We start from the raw sequence: 15,919 nt of genomic DNA on the forward strand, positions 1-15,919 counted from the left end.
CCGGGCACCATCAAGCCGCACACCCGTTTCGAATCGGAAGTGTACGTGCTGTCGAAGGAAGAGGGCGGCCGTCACACCCCGTTCTTCAAGGGCTACCGTCCGCAGTTCTACTTCCGTACCACCGACGTGACCGGTGCCATCGAGCTGCCGGAAGGCGTCGAGATGGTGATGCCGGGTGACAACATCAAGATGGACGTCACCCTGATCGCCCCGATCGCGATGGAAGAAGGTCTGCGCTTCGCCATCCGTGAAGGCGGCCGCACCGTCGGTGCCGGCGTCGTCGCCAAGATCCACGCCTGAGGCGAAACTGCAGCACCGGCCCGGATCGCGTGATCCGGGCCGCTACATCACAGGCCAGTAGTTCAATTGGTAGAGCACCGGTCTCCAAAACCGGGTGTTGGGGGTTCGAGTCCCTCCTGGCCTGCCATTTTCAAGCGCGGTAACGCGTTTTTGTCGTGTCTGAGAGTCTGATTTATGTCGGCACCGGTCGAGACAGTTCGTGATCCGGCGAATGTGATCAAGTGGATTGCGGTGGTGGCGCTGCTGATAGCCGCCACGCTGGTGAATCGTTTCCTGCCTGAGCTGTCAGTGGTCTGGCGTGCGCTGGCTATGGTCTCGCTGGGTCTGGTCGCGCTGGTGCTGGCCTTGCTGACCCAGCAGGGCAAAGCCTTTGTCGATCTGCTGCGTCAGGCGCAGGTCGAATTGCGCAAGGTTGTCTGGCCGACAAAGCCTGAAACCTGGCAAACCACCCTGATCGTGCTCGTCGTCGTGCTGGTCATGTCGCTCCTGCTCTGGGGCATGGACTCGTTGTTTGGTCTGGCCATTTCGGCCGTGATTGGTTGATCGGAGGAAACATGAGCATGCGTTGGTTTGTGGTGCACGCCTACTCCGGTTTCGAGAAGCAGGTCATGCGCTCGCTGCAGGAACGTGTCCGTCTCGCCGAGATGGAAGATCAGTTTGGCGAGATCCTGGTGCCGACCGAAGACGTCGTGGAAATGAAGAACGGCGTCAAGCGCAAGACCGAACGCAAGTTCTTCCCGGGTTACGTGCTGGTGCAGATGGAAATGAACGATGCCACCTGGCACCTGGTGAAGGAGTGCCCCAAGGTGCTCGGCTTCATCGGCGGCAAGGCGGACAAGCCGGCTCCGATCACTGATCGCGAAGCGGACATCATTCTCAACCGCATGCGTACCACCACGGATGCGCCGCGTCCCAAGACCCTGTTCGAGCCGGGTGAAGTGGTGCGTGTCAATGACGGTCCGTTCGCGGACTTCAACGGCACGGTCGAGGAAGTCAATTACGAGAAGAATCGTCTCCGCGTGGCGGTGATGATTTTCGGTCGCTCGACCCCGGTCGAGCTGGAATTCACTCAGGTCGAAAAGGCCTGAGTCAGGCAGCGTCAGCTGCCACCACCGACGGATAGGCCGTCGGTATCACAACGGGGAGCCGCAAGGCGCTTGTACCCACGGAGCATGTCATGGCCAAGAAAATCGAAGCCTACATCAAGCTGCAGGTTGCTGCAGGCAAGGCAAACCCGTCGCCACCCATCGGTCCGGCTCTCGGTCAGAAGGGCGTCAACATCATGGAATTCTGCAAGGCCTTCAACGCCGCCACGCAGAAGATGGAAGTCGGTCAGCCGATTCCCGTCGTGATCACGGTCTATTCCGACCGTTCCTTCACCTTCGTCATGAAGACCCCGCCGGCAACCTACCTGCTCAAGAAGGCCGCTGGCCTGAAGAGCGGTTCGCCGCGTCCGAACAGCCAGAAGGTCGGCAAGGTCACTCGCGCCCAGCTGGAAGAAATCGCCACCATCAAGAAGGCCGACCTGACGGCCGCTGACATGGACGCCGCCGTGCGTACCATCGCCGGTTCCGCCCGTTCCATGGGCCTCGATGTCGAAGGAGTCTGATCATGGCCAAGCTGAGCAAGCGTCAAGCCGCCATCAAGGCGCAACTGGTTCCGGGCAAGTTCTACAGCATCGAAGAGGCCGTGGCCCTGCTGGGTTCGCTGCCGCCGGCGAAGTTCAAGGAATCCATCGATGTCGCCGTCAACCTCGGCATCGATCCGCGCAAGTCTGACCAGGTCGTTCGTGGCGCCACCGTGCTCCCGGCCGGTACCGGCAAGACCGTGCGCGTTGCCGTGTTCGCCCAGGGTGCCAACGCCGAAGCCGCCAAGGCTGCGGGTGCTGACATCGTCGGTTTCGACGACCTGGCCGAGTCCATCCTCGCCGGCAACCTCGACTTCGACGTCGTCATCGCTTCGCCGGACGCCATGCGCGTGGTCGGCAAGCTCGGTACCGTGCTCGGTCCGCGCGGTCTCATGCCGAACCCCAAGGTCGGCACCGTGACGCCGGATGTGGCCACTGCCGTCAAGAACGCCAAGGCTGGTCAGGTTCGCTACCGCGTCGACAAGGGCGGCATCATCCACGCTCCGGTGGGCCAGCTCGGCTTCGCAGCCGATGCCATCCGCCAGAACGTCGAAGCCCTGGTCTCCGACCTGAAGAAGGCCAAGCCGGCTACCAGCAAGGGCGTGTACCTGCAGAAGGTCACCCTGTCGACCACGATGGGCCCGGGTCTGGCCATCGATCTGTCGACGCTGGCAGCTCAGTAAGAAACATTCGTGGCCGGCTTCGGCGGGCCACGTTCGGACTTTGAATTCGCCTCTTCGGGGGCGGGCGTCAAAGACCACAGGCGCCGACGGCTTCGGTCAGTCGGCTTAAACCATCAGCCTGGGCAGACGCGGTGTGGTTTCGAGGCAGTCGCTTTGTAACCCCCGCGCGCAGCTAGCGCTGCAAATGGGGTCGGCGGGTTCGCCCGCCGATGAAACATAGTTTAGGAGGTTACAATGACTCTGCGACTCGAAGGTAAGAAAGAGATCGTTGAAGCGGTAAATCAAGCCGCTTCGACCGCTTTCGCTGCTGTCGTTGCCGACTACCGTGGCCTGACTGTTGGTCAGCTGACTCAGCTGCGCAGCCAGGCTCGCGAGAAGCAAGTGTATCTGCGCGTTGTTCGCAACACGCTGCTGCGCCGTGCGCTCGCCGGTACGCCGTTCAACGTCTTGGATGACTCGCTGGTTGGTCCGACCATCATTGCGCTTTCGCTGTCCGAGAACGACATGGGCGCTGCTGCCCGTATCTTCCAGGATTTCCAGAAAGACAATCCGAAGGCCCCCCTGGCCGTCAAGGCGCTGTCCATCGACGGCAAGCTCTATGGCGCCAAGGAAATCGACGTTGTCGCCAAGCTGCCGAACCGTGAACAGGCTCTGACCATGTTCGCATCCGTGCTGCAGGCTCCGATCTCGAAGTTCGCCCGACTGATGACGTCGGTGAAAGAACAGAAAGAAGCTGCCTGATCACTGCCTGATCACCACACCAATTTAAACCCTCTGGGAGATTGAAAATGGCTCTGTCCAAAGACGATATTCTGAATGCTGTTGCCGAAATGACCGTGATGGAACTGGTCGACCTGATTTCGGCTGTTGAAGAGAAGTTCGGCGTGTCCGCCGCTGCCGTGGCTGTTGCCGCTGCTCCGGGCGCCGCTGCTGCCGCTGCTGAAGAACAGACCGAATTCAACGTCGTGATGACCAGCTTCGGTGGCAACAAGGTTGCCGTCATCAAGGTTGTGCGCGAACTGACAGGCCTCGGCCTGAAGGAAGCCAAGGACCTCGTTGAAGCTGCTCCGAAGGCTGTCAAGGAAGCTGTGTCGAAGGACGAAGCTGCTGACATCAAGAAGAAGCTGGAAGAAGCTGGCGCAACCGTCGAAGTCAAGTAAGTCTTGGCTCTATGGTGCGACGCTGGCTGATGCCAGTGTGCAGCATGGCTGGAGGCTCATGGAGCCTCCGGCCTTTTTCCGTTAATACGGACTGTTGTTGAAAACCGGCCAGAGTGCCGGCCTCAGGGATGACGCGGATTCCTGAGGCCGTCACTTTGCTGAACATGAAGTGACGCCCTTTCACAAGGCTCGAGCACAGTTTGAGGACCCAGATGGCATACTCATATACCGAGAAGAAACGCATCCGAAAGAACTTCGGCAAGCTCCCGGCGCTGATGGACGTGCCTTATCTGCTGGCTATCCAGGTCGATTCCTACCGGTCGTTCCTGCAGGACGGCAAGACCCCCAAGGGCCGCGAGGACGTGGGTCTGCAGGCCGCTTTCCGCTCCGTGTTCCCCATCGTCAGCTACTCGGGCAATGCCGCTCTCGAGTTCGTCGAGTACACCCTCGGCACGCCGATGTTCGATGTCCGCGAGTGCGTTCTGCGTGGCGTCACCTATGCCGCGCCGCTGCGGGTCAAGATCCGTCTGATCATCTATGATCGGGAAGCCTCGGTGAAGACCATCAAGGACATCCGCGAACAGGAAGTCTACATGGGCGAAATCCCGCTCATGACCGAGAACGGCACCTTCATCATCAATGGCACCGAGCGTGTCATCGTGTCCCAGCTGCATCGTTCCCCGGGCGTGTTCTTCGATCACGACAAGGGCAAGACGCACTCGTCCGGCAAGCTGCTCTACAACGCGCGCATCATTCCCTACCGCGGTTCTTGGCTGGACTTCGAGTTCGACCCCAAGGATCTGGTGTTCGCCCGTATTGACCGTCGCCGCAAGCTGCCGGCCACCATTCTGCTGCGTGCGCTGGGCTACAGCTCGGAAGAGATGCTCGAGATGTTCTTCGAGTCCAGCACCATCCACATCGATGCCGACGGCTTCAAGCTGGATCTGGTGGCCGAGCGTCTGCGCGGTGAAACCGCGCTGTTCGACATCACTGCCAAGGGCAAGGTCATCGTCGAGACCGGCCGCCGCATCACCGCACGCCATATTCGCGAGATCGAGAAGGCCGGCCTCACCCAGCTGGACATCCCGGCCGAGTACCTGTTCGGCAAGGTCACCAGCAAGACCCTGGTCAATGAGTCCACCGGCGAGATCATTGCCGAGTGCAACACCATCGTCAGCGATGACCTGCTCAAGAAGATCGTCCAGGCCGGCATCAAGGCCTTCGAGGTGCTGTACACCAACGACCTTGACCGTGGTCCGTTCATCTCCGACACGCTGCGCTCCGACCCGGCGCGCACCGAGCTCGAGGCGCTGGTCGAGATCTATCGCATGATGCGTCCGGGCGAGCCGCCCACCAAGGATGCCGCCGAGAACCTGTTCAAGAACCTGTTCTTCTCGTCCGAGCGCTATGACCTGTCGGCCGTCGGCCGCATGAAGTTCAACCGCCGTCTGGGTCGCAACAGCGACACCGGCGACGGCGTGCTGTCGCGCGAAGACATCGTCGACGTGCTCAAGGGCATGATCGACATTCGCAACGGCAAGGGCGAGGTCGATGACATCGACCACCTCGGCAACCGTCGCATCCGCTCGGTCGGTGAAATGACCGAGAACCAGTTCCGTGTCGGTCTGGTGCGTGTCGAGCGTGCCGTCAAGGAACGCCTGTCGATGGCCGAATCGGACAACCTGATGCCTCAGGATCTGATCAACGCCAAGCCGGTGTCGGCTGCGATCAAGGAATTCTTCGGTTCCTCGCAGCTGTCGCAGTTCATGGACCAGAACAACCCGCTCTCGGAAATCACCCACAAGCGCCGTGTCTCGGCGCTCGGCCCGGGCGGTCTGACCCGTGAGCGTGCCGGCTTCGAAGTCCGTGACGTGCACCCGACCCACTATGGTCGTGTCTGCCCGATCGAGACCCCGGAAGGTCCGAACATCGGTCTGATCAACTCGCTGTCCAGCTTTGCCCGCACCAACGAATACGGTTTCCTGGAGTCGCCGTACCGCAAGGTCATCGACGGCAAGGTCACCGACGACTACGTCTACCTGTCCGCCATCGAGGAAGCCGAGCAGGTCATCGCCCAGGCCGATTCGCAGGTGGATGGCAACGGCATGCTGGCCGGCGATCTGGTGGCCGTGCGCCACAAGAACGAATTCACCGTGATGGCGCCGGAAAAGGTCACCTACATGGACGTGTCGCCGCGTCAGGTGGTCTCTGTCGCCGCATCGCTGATTCCGTTCCTCGAGCACGACGACGCCAACCGCGCCCTCATGGGTTCGAACATGCAGCGCCAGGCCGTGCCGACCCTGCGTTCGGAAAAGCCGCTGGTGGGTACCGGCATGGAGCGCTATGTCGCCCGTGACTCCGGTGTCTGCGTCGTCGCCCGTCGCGGTGGTGTCATCGACTACGTCGATGCCGCCCGCATCGTGGTGCGTGTCAAGGACGAGGAAGTGGTGATCGGCGAAGCCGGTGCTGACATCTACAACCTGACCAAGTACACCCGTTCCAACCAGAACACCTGCATCAACCAGCGCGCGCTGGTGAAGGTCGGTGACGTGGTCGAGCGTGGCGACATCCTCGCCGACGGTCCTTCCGTCGACATGGGCGAACTGGCGCTGGGCCAGAACATGCGCGTCGCCTTCATGCCCTGGAACGGCTACAACTTCGAAGACTCCATCCTGCTCTCCGAGCGCGTGGTGCAGGAAGACCGTTTCACCTCGATCCACATCCAGGAACTGTCGTGCATCGCGCGTGACACCAAGCTGGGTGCCGAGGAAATCACCGCTGACATCCCGAACGTGGGTGAGGCCGCGCTGTCCAAGCTGGACGAGTCCGGCATCGTCTACATCGGTGCTGAAGTGAATGCCGGTGACATCCTGGTCGGCAAGGTCACGCCGAAGGGCGAGACCCAGCTGTCGCCGGAAGAGAAGCTGCTGCGCGCGATCTTCGGCGAGAAGGCCTCTGACGTGAAGGATTCGTCCCTGCGCGTGCCGTCCGGCACCAAGGGCACGGTCATCGACGTGCAGGTCTTCACCCGTGACGGCATCGAGAAGGATGCCCGCGCCAAGGCCATCGAGAAGGAACAGCTCGACGCCTATCGCAAGGACCTCAAGGAAGAGTACCGCATCTTCGAAGAGGCCACGTCCGCGCGTCTGCGCTCGGCGCTGATCGGCCAGAAGGTCAACGGTGGTGCCGGTCTCAAGAAGGGCGCCGAGGTCAGCGAAGCCGATCTCGACGGTCTGGACCTGGCCAAGTGGTTCGAGCTGCGTCCGGTTGACGAGGGCGTTGCCGAGCAGCTGGAGAAGGCCCAGGCCTTCCTGTCCGAGCGTCAGGCCGACATCGAGGCCAAGTTCGAGGACAAGAAGCGCAAGATCATGACGGGCGATGACCTCGCCCATGGCGTGCTCAAGGTCGTCAAGGTCTATCTGGCCGTGAAGCGTCGCATCCAGCCGGGTGACAAGATGGCCGGCCGTCACGGCAACAAGGGTGTCGTCTCGATCATCATGCCGGTGGAAGACATGCCGCATGACGAACATGGCGAGCCGGTCGACATCGTGCTCAACCCGCTCGGCGTTCCGTCGCGCATGAACGTGGGCCAGATTCTCGAGACCCACCTGGGCTGGGCCGCCAAGGGCCTGGGCCAGCGCATCGGCGAAATGCTCGACGAGCAGCGCAAGGTCGCCGAGGTGCGCAAGTACCTCGACCAGATCTACAACAGCGTGGGTGGTCAGCAGGAGCAGATCGGCTCCCTGAGCGATGACGAGATCACCGCGCTGGCGCAGAACCTGCGTGCCGGCGTGCCCATCGCCACGCCGGTGTTCGACGGTGCCCACGAGTCCGAGATCAAGGCGCTGCTCAAGCTCGCCAATCTCAATGCCAACGGCCAGCAGTGGCTGTACGACGGCCGTACCGGCGAGCGTTTCGATCGCCAGGTCACAGTCGGCTACATGTACATGCTGAAGCTGAACCACCTCGTTGACGACAAGATGCACGCACGTTCGACCGGTTCCTACTCGCTCGTCACCCAGCAGCCGCTGGGCGGCAAGGCGCAGTTCGGCGGTCAGCGCTTCGGGGAAATGGAGTGCTGGGCACTCCAGGCCTACGGCGCTGCCTACACCCTGCAGGAAATGCTGACGGTGAAGTCGGACGACGTGAACGGCCGTACCCGCGTCTACAAGAACATTGTCGACGGCGATCACCGCATGGATCCGGGCATGCCGGAGTCCTTCAACGTGCTGGTGAAGGAAATCCGTTCGCTCGGCATCAACATGGAACTGGACAACGAGTAAGCCTGACGCGTGGCGGCGTCGCCGGACCCGGTCCGGGACGCCGCCCCCACAAGTTGCTTTGGGAGAATTGCCTTGAAAGATCTGCTCAGCCAGCTGCGCAACCAGGGTCAGGTGGTCGAAGAGTTCGACCGCATCCGCATCGGTCTGGCCTCGCCGGACATGATTCGTTCCTGGTCCTTCGGCGAAGTGAAAAAGCCGGAGACCATCAACTACCGCACGTTCAAGCCCGAGCGTGACGGCCTGTTCTGCGCCAAGATCTTTGGCCCGATCAAGGACTACGAGTGCCTGTGCGGCAAGTACAAGCGCATGAAGTTCCGCGGCGTCATCTGCGAGAAGTGCGGTGTCGAAGTCACCATGGCCAAGGTGCGTCGCGAGCGCATGGGCCACATCGAGCTGGCCTCGCCTACCGCACACATCTGGTTCCTGAAGTCGCTGCCGTCGCGCATCGGCCTGCTGCTGGACATGACGCTGCGTGACATCGAGCGCGTGCTCTACTTCGAGAGCTTCGTCGTCATCGATCCGGGCATGACCACCCTCGAGAAGGGCCAGCTGCTCAACGACGAGGAGTACTACACCGCGCTCGAGGAGCATGGTGACGAGTTCGACGCCCGCATGGGTGCCGAGGCCATCCAGGCCCTGCTCGCCGACATCGACCTCGACGGCGAAGTCGTGCGTCTGCGCGAGGAAATTCCGGCCACCTCGTCGGAAACCAAGCTCAAGAAGCTGTCCAAGCGCCTCAAGCTGGTCGAATCGTTCCTGAACTCGGGCAACAAGCCGGAGTGGATGGTCATGACCGTGCTGCCGGTGCTGCCGCCGGACCTGCGTCCGCTGGTGCCGCTCGATGGCGGCCGCTTCGCGACCTCCGACCTGAACGATCTCTATCGTCGCGTCATCAACCGCAACAACCGTCTCAAGCGTCTGCTCGACCTGAGCGCTCCTGACATCATCGTGCGCAACGAAAAGCGCATGCTGCAGGAAGCCGTCGATGCGCTGCTCGACAACGGTCGTCGCGGTCGTGCCATCACCGGCACCAACAAGCGCCCGCTGAAGTCGCTGGCCGACATGATCAAGGGCAAGCAGGGTCGCTTCCGTCAGAACCTGCTCGGCAAGCGCGTCGACTACTCCGGCCGTTCCGTCATCACCGTGGGCCCGACGCTGCGTCTGCACCAGTGCGGTCTGCCCAAGAAGATGGCGCTGGAACTGTTCAAGCCCTTCATCTTCGGCAAGCTGCAGGCCCAGGGCCTGGCGACCACCATCAAGGCCGCCAAGAAGATGGTCGAGCGCGAGACCCCGGAGGTCTGGGACATTCTCGCCGACGTGATCCGCGAACATCCGGTCATGCTGAACCGCGCCCCGACCCTGCACCGTCTCGGTCTGCAGGCGTTCGAGCCGGTGCTGATCGAAGGCAAGGCCATCCAGCTGCACCCGCTGGTGTGTACCGCCTTCAACGCCGACTTCGACGGTGACCAGATGGCCGTTCACGTGCCGCTGACGCTGGAAGCCCAGCTCGAAGCGCGCGCGCTGATGATGTCGACCAACAACATCCTGTCGCCCGCCAACGGCGAGCCGATCATCGTGCCGTCGCAGGACGTGGTGCTCGGCCTGTACTACATCACCCGTGACAAGGTGAACGCCAAGGGCGAGGGCATGATCTTCGCCGACTTCGCCGAAGTGACCCGCGCGCTCGGCAACAAGGCCGTGGAAATCCACGCCAAGATCAAGGTACGCGTGCGCGAAGTCACCATCAATGACGATGGCGAGAAGGTCGAGCGCAAGTTCCTGGCCGACACCACGCCGGGCCGCTGCCTGCTCTGGAACATCGTGCCGGAGGGTCTGCCCTTCGACCTGATCAACCAGGCCATGACCAAGAAGAACATCTCGCGTCTGCTCAACAGCTGCTACCGCGTGCTCGGTCTCAAGGACTCGGTCATCTTCGCTGACCAGCTGATGTACCTCGGCTTCGCGCAAGCCACGTACTCGGGCGTGTCGGTCGGCATGGAAGACATGGTCATTCCGGCCGAGAAGGAAAAGATCATCAATGCAGCCGAAGAGGAAGTGCGCGAGATCGAAGCCCAGTTCGGCTCCGGTCTGGTCACCAAGGGCGAGCGTTACAACAAGGTCGTCGACATCTGGTCGCGTACCAACGAACTCGTCGCCAAGGCGATGATGGACAACCTGTCGACCGAGAAGGTGACGGCGAAGGACGGCTCGATCCAGGATCAGAAGTCGTTCAACTCGATCTACATCATGGCCGACTCCGGTGCGCGTGGTTCCGCCGCCCAGATCCGTCAGCTCGCCGGCATGCGCGGCCTCATGGCCAAGCCGGACGGCTCCATCATCGAAACGCCCATCAAGGCGAACTTCCGTGAAGGTCTGACCGTTCTCCAGTACTTCATCTCGACCCACGGCGCCCGCAAGGGTCTCGCCGACACCGCGCTGAAGACCGCGAACTCCGGTTACCTGACGCGTCGTCTGGTTGACGTTGCCCAGGATCTGGTGGTCACCGAAAACGACTGCGGCACCGACAACGGCGTGCTGATGACGCCGCTCATCGAAGGTGGCGACATCGTCGAGCCGCTGCGCGAGCGCGTGCTCGGTCGCGTCGTGGCCAAGGACGTGGTCAAGCCGGGCACCGAGGAAGTGCTGGCTCCGGCCGGTACCCTGCTCGACGAGAAGTGGGTTGATCGCCTGGAACTGGCTGGCGTCGACGAGGTCTACGCGCGTTCAGTGATTACCTGCAACACCCGCTTCGGTGTCTGCTCGATGTGCTACGGCCGCGACCTGGCCCGTGGTCATCGCGTCAACATCGGCGAGGCCATCGGCGTCATGGCGGCGCAGTCGATCGGTGAACCGGGTACCCAGCTCACCATGCGTACCTTCCACATCGGTGGTGCCGCGAGCCGTGCCTCGGCCGTCTCCAGCGTGCAGATCCGCAACGACGGCAAGGTCCGCTTCCACAACATCAAGACCGTGCAGCAGGCTGGCGGCAACCTGGTGGCGGTTTCCCGCTCCGGCGAGATCGGCATTGCCGATGCCCGCGGTCGCGAGCGCGAGCGCTACAAGCTGCCCTACGGCGCGGTGATTTCCGTGGCCGACGGCCAGGAAGTGAAGGGTGGCCAGATCGTTGCCACCTGGGACCCGCACACCCACCCGATCATCACCGAGCAGGCGGGCCGCGTGAAGTTCGCGGACATGGAAGACGGCATCACCGTGCGTCACCAGACCGACGAGCTCACCGGTCTCACCAACATCGAGATCATGGATCCCAAGGATCGTCCGGCGGCTGGCAAGGACCTGCGTCCGGCCGTGCGTCTGGTCGACGCCAAGGGCAATGCCATCAACATCGAAGGCACGGATCAGCCGGTGCAGTACTTCCTGCCGCCGGGCTCCATCACCGCCCTGCAGGACGGCACCACCGTCGGCATCGGTGAAGTGGTTGGCCGTATTCCGCAGGAATCGTCCAAGACCCGTGACATCACCGGTGGTCTGCCGCGCGTGGCCGACCTGTTCGAAGCCCGCAAGCCGAAGGAGCCGGCCATCCTCGCCGAGAAGAGCGGCCTGGTCAGCTTCGGCAAGGAAACCAAGGGTAAGCACCGTCTGATCATCACGCCGGATGACGGCAGCGATGTCTACGAAGAACTGATTCCGAAGTGGCGTCAGATCAACGTCTTCGAAGGCGAGCGCGTGTCGCGCGGTGAAGTCATCTCCGATGGCCCGCAGAACCCGCATGACATCCTGCGCCTCAAGGGCGAGACCGCGCTGGCGACCTACATCGTCAACGAAGTCCAGGACGTCTACCGTCTGCAGGGCGTGAAGATCAACGACAAGCACATCGAGGTGATCATTCGCCAGATGCTGCGTAAGGTCGAGATCACCGAGAACGGCGACAGCTCCTTCATCAAGGGCGAGCAGGTCGAGCTGGCTCGTCTGCTCGACGAGAACGAAGTGCTCAACCAGTCGGAGAAGTTCCCGGCTCACTATGAGCGCGTGCTCATGGGTATCACCAAGGCCTCGCTGTCGACCGAGTCGTTCATCTCGGCGGCTTCCTTCCAGGAGACCACGCGTGTCCTGACCGAAGCTGCCGTGACCGGCAAGGAAGACGACCTGCGCGGTCTCAAGGAAAACGTCGTGGTGGGTCGTCTGATTCCGGCCGGTACCGGTTTCGCCTACCACGCCCAGCGTCGTCAGCAGCGCCTCGATGCCCTGGCCCAGGCCAAGGGACCGAGCGCCGCCGACGTCGAGCAGGCATTGTCTGACGCCCTCAACTTCGAGGGTTGAGACAGAAGCGGGCGGTCCGGCTTCCTTGACGGGTGGCCGGACTGCTCATAGAATGCGCAACCCCGAAAAAGGAGCCACGCTGGCTCCTTTTTGCGGTGCGTTTTTTCAACGGGAGAGAAAGAGCCGCTATGGCAACCACCAACCAACTGATCCGCAAGGGTCGCCAGGCACTGGTCGAGAAATCGGGCGTGCCGGCACTGAACGGCAGCCCGCAACGTCGCGGCGTCTGCACCCGCGTCTACACCACCACCCCGAAGAAGCCGAACTCGGCTCTGCGCAAGGTGTGCCGTGTGCGTCTGACCTCGGGTTTCGAAGTCAGCTCCTACATCGGCGGTGAAGGCCACAACCTGCAGGAACACAGCGTTGTTCTGATCCGCGGCGGTCGTGTCAAGGACCTCCCGGGTGTGCGTTACCACACCGTTCGTGGTTCGCTGGACTGTGCCGGCGTCAAGGGCCGCATGCAGTCGCGTTCCAAGTACGGTGCCAAGCGTCCCAAGAAGTAATTCGCGGGCGCAGTAAGGCCGGGCATTCCGTCCCGGATCACCCTGAAGTTTTAATGAAAGGTTAACAGTGTCATGCCAAGAAGAAGAGTAGTCGCAGCACGCGAAATCCTGCCGGATCCCAAGTTCGGTAGCACCACCCTCGCCAAGTTCATGAACCAGGTCATGGAATCGGGCAAGAAGTCGACCGCTGAAGCCATTGTCTACGGTGCGCTGGATCGCATCGTCGAGAAGAAGCAGGGCGTCAACCCGGTCGAGTTCTTCGAGACGGTGCTGGACAAGCTGCGCCCGATGGTTGAAGTCAAAGCTCGCCGTGTCGGCGGTGCCACCTACCAGGTGCCCATGGAAGTACGCCCCTCCCGTCGTACTGCCCTGGCCATGCGCTGGCTGGTGGACTCCGCACGCAAGCGTTCGGAAAAGACCATGGCGCTGCGCCTCGCTGGCGAGCTGATGGATGCTGCTGAAGGCAAGGGTGCTGCGATCAAGAAGCGCGAAGACGTGCATCGCATGGCCGAAGCCAACAAGGCTTTTGCCCACTACCGTTTCTAAGTCCGGCCTGAGGATATCCCAGTGGCAAGAACTACCCCGCTTAACAGATACCGCAACATCGGTATCTCGGCGCACATCGACGCCGGCAAGACCACGACCACCGAGCGCATCCTGTACTACACGGGTGTCAACCACAAGATCGGTGAAGTGCACGACGGCGCCGCCACCATGGACTGGATGGAGCAGGAGCAGGAGCGTGGCATCACCATCACCTCCGCAGCGACCACCTGCTTCTGGTCGGGCATGGCGAACCAGTTCGACAAGCACCAGATCAACATCATCGACACCCCGGGCCACGTCGACTTCACCATCGAAGTGGAGCGCTCGATGCGTGTCCTCGACGGTGCCTGCATGGTCTACTGTGCCGTCGGTGGCGTGCAGCCGCAGTCGGAAACCGTGTGGCGTCAGGCCAACAAGTACAAGGTGCCGCGTCTCGCCTTCGTGAACAAGATGGACCGTACCGGTGCCAACTTCTTCCGCGTCGTCGAGCAGATGAAGGTCCGCCTCGGCGGCAACCCGGTGCCGCTGGTGGTACCGATCGGTGCCGAAGAGAACTTCGAAGGCGTCGTCGACCTCATCGTCATGAAGGCCATCTACTGGGATGAAGCTTCCCAGGGCATGAAGTTCGAGTACCGCGACATTCCGGCCAACCTGGTTGACGTCTGCAACAAGTGGCGTTCGAACCTGGTTGAAACCGCCGCCGAAGCCTCCGAGGAACTCATGAACGAGTACCTCGAGAACGGCGACCTGAGCGAAGAGCAGATTCACCAGGCCATCCGTCAGCGTACCCTCGCCGGCGAGATCCACCCGATGCTCTGCGGCACCGCGTTCAAGAACAAGGGCGTGCAGCGCATGCTCGACGCCGTCATCCAGTACCTGCCGGCGCCGAACGACCTGCCGCCGGTCAAGGGCATCCTGGATGACAAGGCCGAATCGGAAGGCGAGCGCGTCTCGTCGGACGAAGAGAAGTTCTCGGCGCTCGCGTTCAAGATCATGAACGACAAGTTCGTCGGCAACCTGACCTTCGTGCGCTGCTACTCGGGCGTGCTGAAGTCGGGTGACGCGGTCTGGAACCCGGTCAAGGGCAAGAAGGAACGTATTGGTCGAATCCTGCAGATGCACGCCAACCAGCGTGAGGAAATCTCGGAAATCCGTGCCGGTGACATCGCCGCCTTCGTCGGTCTCAAGGACGTCACCACCGGTGACACCCTGTGTGACGAAGATCACGTGATCACCCTCGAGCGCATGGAGTTCCCGGAGCCGGTCATCTCGGTCGCCGTCGAACCGAAGACCAAGGCCGACCAGGAAAAGATGTCGACCGCACTCGGCCGTCTCGCCAAGGAAGACCCGTCCTTCCGCGTGCGCACCGACGAAGAGTCCGGCCAGACCATCATCTCCGGCATGGGCGAGCTTCACCTCGACATCATCGTCGACCGCATGCGTCGCGAGTTTGGCGTCGAAGCCAACATCGGCAAGCCGCAGGTTGCCTACCGTGAAACCATCCGCAAGGCGGTGGAGACCGAAGGCAAGTTCGTGCGTCAGTCCGGTGGTCGCGGCCAGTACGGCCACGTGCTGCTTCGCCTCACGCCGATCTACGGCAACGAGGAAGGCAAGGACTACGAGTTCGTCGAAGAAGTCGTTGGCGGCACCGTTCCGAAGGAATACTTCGGCGCTGTCGACAAGGGCATCCAGGAACAGATGGCCAATGGTGTGCTCGCCGGCTATCCGGTGGTCGGCATCCGCGCCACCCTGTATGACGGCTCCTACCACGACGTCGACTCCAACGAAATGGCGTTCAAGGTCGCAGCCAGCATGGGCTTCAAGAAGGGCTTCATGGACGCCAGTCCGGTCCTGCTCGAGCCGATCATGAAGGTCGAGGTGGAAACGCCGGAAGATTACATGGGCGACATCATGGGTGACCTCAGCCGTCGTCGTGGCGCGCTGCAGGGCATGGACGATCTGCCGGGTGGCACCAAGGCCATTCGCGCCGAAGTCCCGCTGTCGGAAATGTTCGGCTACGCCACCGACATGCGCTCCATGTCGCAAGGCCGTGCCACGTACACGATGGAGTTCGCCAAGTACGCGGAAACGCCGAAGAACGTCGCTGACGCCATCATCACCAAGTACACCGCCAAGCGCAGCGCTGGCGAATAACTGTCAGGCGGGTCGGCATGTGCCGGCCCGCCGTCATCATTGAAGGAGCCAGAACATGGCAAAGGCAAAGTTTGAACGCAACAAGCCGCACGTGAACGTCGGCACCATCGGTCACGTTGACCACGGCAAGACCACCCTGACCGCAGCAATCGCCACCAACTGCGCCAAGCTGTACGGTGGCGAAGCCAAGGGCTACGACCAGATCGACTCGGCCCCGGAAGAAAAGGCCCGCGGCATCACCATCAACACCGCGCACGTCGAATACGACAGCCCGATCCGTCACTACGCCCACGTCGACTGCCCGGGTCACGCTGACTACGTCAAGAACATGATCACCGGTGCGGCCCAGATGGACGGCGCCATCCTCGTGATCGCCGCCACCGAC

Annotated in this window: 13 protein-coding genes and 1 tRNA gene; all 14 read left to right on the top strand. The window is 62.0% G+C overall.

What is annotated here, in order from left to right; all coding sequences use genetic code 11:
• A partial coding sequence (locus F595_RS14015) for an EF-Tu C-terminal domain-related protein (protein ID WP_022957087.1) occupies nt 1-300 on the top strand: 300 nt, incomplete at its 5' end.
• A 51-nt stretch (nt 301-351) separates the two neighbouring features.
• Nucleotides 352-427 (top strand) — tRNA-Trp (locus F595_RS0111835).
• Between the two features lie 47 nt (nt 428-474).
• Entirely contained in the window at nt 475-843 is a 369-nt protein-coding gene (secE, locus tag F595_RS0111840; RefSeq protein WP_022957088.1) for a preprotein translocase subunit SecE, read from the top strand.
• 11 nt (nt 844-854) lie between these two features.
• Nucleotides 855-1,388, top strand: coding sequence for a transcription termination/antitermination protein NusG (nusG, locus tag F595_RS0111845; RefSeq protein WP_022957089.1), 534 nt, complete (start codon nt 855-857; stop codon nt 1,386-1,388).
• 89 nt (nt 1,389-1,477) lie between these two features.
• Entirely contained in the window at nt 1,478-1,909 is a 432-nt protein-coding gene (rplK, locus tag F595_RS0111850; protein WP_022957090.1) for a 50S ribosomal protein L11, read from the top strand.
• A gap of 2 nt (nt 1,910-1,911) precedes the next feature.
• A complete protein-coding gene (gene rplA, locus F595_RS0111855; protein WP_022957091.1) occupies nt 1,912-2,610 on the top strand; it encodes a 50S ribosomal protein L1 in 699 nt (232 codons plus the stop codon).
• A gap of 234 nt (nt 2,611-2,844) precedes the next feature.
• A complete protein-coding gene (gene rplJ / locus F595_RS0111860; protein ID WP_022957092.1) occupies nt 2,845-3,351 on the top strand; it encodes a 50S ribosomal protein L10 in 507 nt (168 codons plus the stop codon).
• Nucleotides 3,352-3,398: 47 nt separating this feature from the next.
• The gene (rplL, locus tag F595_RS0111865) at nt 3,399-3,770 is read left to right on the top strand and encodes a 50S ribosomal protein L7/L12 (protein ID WP_022957093.1); all 372 of its coding nucleotides are present in this window, start codon (nt 3,399-3,401) and stop codon (nt 3,768-3,770) included.
• Nucleotides 3,771-3,982: 212 nt separating this feature from the next.
• The gene (gene rpoB, locus F595_RS0111870; RefSeq protein ID WP_022957094.1) at nt 3,983-8,053 is read left to right on the top strand and encodes a DNA-directed RNA polymerase subunit beta; all 4,071 of its coding nucleotides are present in this window, start codon (nt 3,983-3,985) and stop codon (nt 8,051-8,053) included.
• Between the two features lie 72 nt (nt 8,054-8,125).
• Nucleotides 8,126-12,331, top strand: a complete 4,206-nt coding sequence (rpoC, locus tag F595_RS0111875; RefSeq protein ID WP_022957095.1) for a DNA-directed RNA polymerase subunit beta' — start codon at nt 8,126-8,128, stop codon at nt 12,329-12,331.
• Between the two features lie 128 nt (nt 12,332-12,459).
• Nucleotides 12,460-12,834 (top strand): 30S ribosomal protein S12, encoded by a 375-nt coding sequence (gene rpsL, locus F595_RS0111880; protein ID WP_022957096.1) that lies wholly within the window; start codon nt 12,460-12,462, stop codon nt 12,832-12,834.
• Between the two features lie 72 nt (nt 12,835-12,906).
• Nucleotides 12,907-13,380 (top strand): 30S ribosomal protein S7, encoded by a 474-nt coding sequence (rpsG, locus tag F595_RS0111885; RefSeq protein ID WP_026913564.1) that lies wholly within the window; start codon nt 12,907-12,909, stop codon nt 13,378-13,380.
• Between the two features lie 21 nt (nt 13,381-13,401).
• Nucleotides 13,402-15,534, top strand: a complete 2,133-nt coding sequence (gene fusA, locus F595_RS0111890; RefSeq protein WP_022957098.1) for an elongation factor G — start codon at nt 13,402-13,404, stop codon at nt 15,532-15,534.
• Between the two features lie 55 nt (nt 15,535-15,589).
• A partial coding sequence (locus F595_RS14020; RefSeq protein WP_022957099.1) for a GTP-binding protein occupies nt 15,590-15,919 on the top strand: 330 nt, incomplete at its 3' end.

The organism is Perlucidibaca piscinae DSM 21586 (assembly GCF_000420045.1).
Classification (GTDB): domain Bacteria; phylum Pseudomonadota; class Gammaproteobacteria; order Pseudomonadales; family Moraxellaceae; genus Perlucidibaca; species Perlucidibaca piscinae.